General features: G+C 70.1%; 3 protein-coding genes. 1 reads left to right on the top strand and 2 read right to left on the bottom strand.

Annotated elements, in window-relative coordinates:
- On the top strand, positions 1-1,199 hold a 1,199-nt coding region (locus Q0066_RS10595; RefSeq protein WP_298132701.1), incomplete at its 5' end, for a prolyl oligopeptidase family serine peptidase.
- Positions 1,200-1,213: 14 nt separating this feature from the next.
- On the opposite strand, the gene Q0066_RS10600 is transcribed toward Q0066_RS10595, so the two are convergent.
- Positions 1,214-2,566: an MFS transporter gene (locus tag Q0066_RS10600; protein WP_298132703.1), complete on the bottom strand. Its 1,353-nt coding sequence runs from the start codon at positions 2,564-2,566 to the stop codon at positions 1,214-1,216.
- Positions 2,563-3,072 (bottom strand): winged helix-turn-helix domain-containing protein (locus Q0066_RS10605; RefSeq protein ID WP_298132705.1); only part of this gene is annotated, 510 nt, incomplete at its 5' end. The genes Q0066_RS10605 and Q0066_RS10600, both read right to left, overlap by 4 nt.

Genomic DNA, 3,072 nt, shown 5'->3' on the forward strand with positions numbered 1-3,072 from the left:
CCGATCACCTCACTCAGCTCACCGAGGCGGGCGCCGACCTGGTCGAACCGTTCTGGGTGTTCGGACGCCGCCCCTACGCACTGACCGGCGCCGGCGACGTCGTGCTGCGCCCCCGGATCGACGGCCGCAGCGCCCCGATGACGCTGACCGACCACGGCTACCGCGCCCTTGCGCCGAACGTGATCGACTGCGACAGCCTGGACGCCTCCGGTGACACGGTGGCGGCGCTGGTCCAGTTCCCCGACGCCCCGGACGCGATCATCGAACTCAGCCCCGACGGCGTCCGAACGGTCGACACGGCAGCCCCGCGCAGCCTCGACGCGGCCTGGGTGAGCGTCGCCGAGCCGGTCACCTGGGAGGGTCCCGCCGGCGAGGTGCACGGCTGGTTCTACCCGCCCACGAACCCGTCGGTCGCTCCACCGCTGGTCGCGGAACCGATGGTCGAGCTTGTCGAGACCCCTCCCGCGCCCTCGACGCCGACAAGCTCCAACGATCACCCCGATCTTCCACCGCTGATCGTGATCAGCCACGGCGGCCCGACCGCCTTCTCCACGGCCGGCTTCAGCCTGGCCGTGCAGTTCTGGACCACCCGCGGGTTCGCCGTCCTCGACGTGAACTACAGCGGCAGCAGCGGCTGCGGCCGTGCCTACCGCGACCGGCTGCGCGGCGAGTGGGGTGTCCTGGACGTGGCCGACTGCGTCGCCGGCGCCCACGCTCTGGCCGAGCACGGCCGGGTGGACGGGCACCGGCTCGCCATCCGGGGTGGCAGCGCGGGTGGGTACACCACCCTGCGGGCGCTGACCACGTCCGACGTCTTCGCCGCAGGCTGCAGCCGCTACGGCATCGGCGACCTCGCGGCGCTGGCGTCCGACACCCACAAATTCGAGGCGCGCTACCTCGACGGACTCGTCGGTCCCTGGCCCGAGGCCGCGGACGTGTACGCCGACCGGTCACCGATCAACCATGTCGACGCGCTGAACTGCCCGATGCTCATCCTGCAGGGCGCCGAGGACGCCGTCGTGCCGCCCAACCAGGCCGAAGCGATGGCGTCCGCGATCGCTGCGAAGGGCCTGGACGTCGAGTTGATCGTCTTCGAGGGCGAGGGCCACGGCTTCCGCAGAGCGGAGACGATCCAGGCCGCACTGGAAGCCGAGCTCGCCTTCTACGCCCGGACCTTCGGCATCACCCTGCCCGGCTGACCACGCCCTCGCTGCTACTCCGCGGCTTGCTCAGCTTCGGCGATCTTCTCCGCAGCCCGGATCTCGGCGGTGTTGATCCGGCTCGCCGCATAGCCGAGCAATGCCAACTGGGCCACCCCGGCGACCAGGAACACCGACCGCAGCGCCCAATCGCGCGGCAGGACGGCCTCACCCAGGTTGACCAGCAGGCCGCCCAGCACGGTGCCGATGGCGATCGTGCCCCAGCCGAAAAACCGGTACACCGAGTTCACCCGGCCCAGCAGCCGGTCGGGGATCAGCCGCTGCCGCAGCGACACGGTGACCACGTTCCAGATCACCACGAACACTCCGGAGGTCACCCCGAGCAGCCAGAACGGAACCGCCCACGGCAGCAATGCCATCAGCACGATGGACAACCCCATCCCGGCGATCGACACCAGCAGCGCGGTGCCCGGAGTGAGTCGCGCGGTGACTCGTTCGGCGATCAGCGAACCCAGCACCGCGCCGGCGGCGATCCCGGTGGTGACAAGGCCGAACTGCCAGCCTTCGTACAGCCCGAGCACCTCCTGGACGAACAGCACCAGGATCACGAAAGCCACGTTGCTGAGCATGTTCAGCAGCCCCAGCATGATGGCCAGGCTGCGGATCAACCGGTGCTGCCACAGCCAGGTGAAGCCCTCACTGATCTCACCCCGCCAGTCGATCCGGGTCCGGGGGCCGGGTGTCGCCCCGCCGGGTGCGAAGCTGCCGGCCAGCGCGAACACCATGGCGGCGCTGACCGCCAGCAGGCCGGCGTTGACGAAGAACGGCAGTGCGAGCGCCACGGCGATCAGGACCCCGCCCAGCGGGGGACCGACGAAGCTGTTCATGGTCGTCTCTGCCGCCCAGAGCCGTCCGTTGGCCCGCTCCAGCGCCGACTTGTCGACCACGGACGGCAGCAAAGTCTGCGCGGTGTTGTCCCGCAGCACTTCGGCACAGCCCAGCAGCAACGACGCCACGCACAGCGCGACGATCAGCGCCGGACCTCCCGGCGGTTCCGGGGCGCCGGCGGCGAGCTCTTCCGGTGTCGGCAGGTCGGCGGCGTAGAGCGCCACGACGAGACCCAGCCCGGCCACCACGATCACTCGGCAGACGTCCATCCAGCCGATCAGCAGCCGCCGATCGAACCGGTCGCTGATCACGCCGGCGGGCAGGCTGAAGATCAGCCACGGCAGCCGTCCGGCCACCCCGACGAGGGAGATCAGAAAGGCGTCGCGGGTCACTGCGGACGCCAGCCAGATCAGCGCGACGGTCATCAGTCCGTCACCGAGGTTGGCGGCTGTGGCGGACGCGATCAGCTTGCGATAGTTGGGGCCGAGGCTGGTCCGGCGCGGCGTCGTATCGCTCATTCGTCGGCCTGGTCCGCGCCCGGCAGCGGCGGACGCCGCGTCGGATAGAGCCCGAACAGAAGCGCGTAGGTGGAATCGCCGGACGGCTGCTCGGCGGTGAACTCCATCAGCAGCTCCTCGAGCCGATGCTTCCACTCGACGGCCCTGTCCTGTGGAATGCGGGCGTACCGAACATTGGCCGTCATCACGGTGCCCTCGGCCGGCACCTGCGCGATCTCGGCCGCAGCCCGGGACAGTAGGCGCTGCTCGTCGCCGACCGCCTCGTGCTGCCGGTCGTAGACGAAGATCCGCGCGGTGCGCCCGTAGTACTTCGCCTCCAGCGCGCGTACGCGCTTGGTGCGGACGACATGCACCAGACCGGCCTGCTCGAGCACCTTCAGGTGATGCCCGATGGTGCCCTTCGGCTTGCTGAGAACCTCCGCGAGCTCGGACGTCGTCGCTGCCCGCTCCAGCAACAGCGACACGATCTCGCGCCGGGTCTGTTCGAACAGCGCCCGGTACTGCCC

Source organism: Micropruina sp. (genome assembly GCF_027492755.1).
In the GTDB taxonomy this organism is placed as follows: domain Bacteria; phylum Actinomycetota; class Actinomycetes; order Propionibacteriales; family Propionibacteriaceae; genus Micropruina.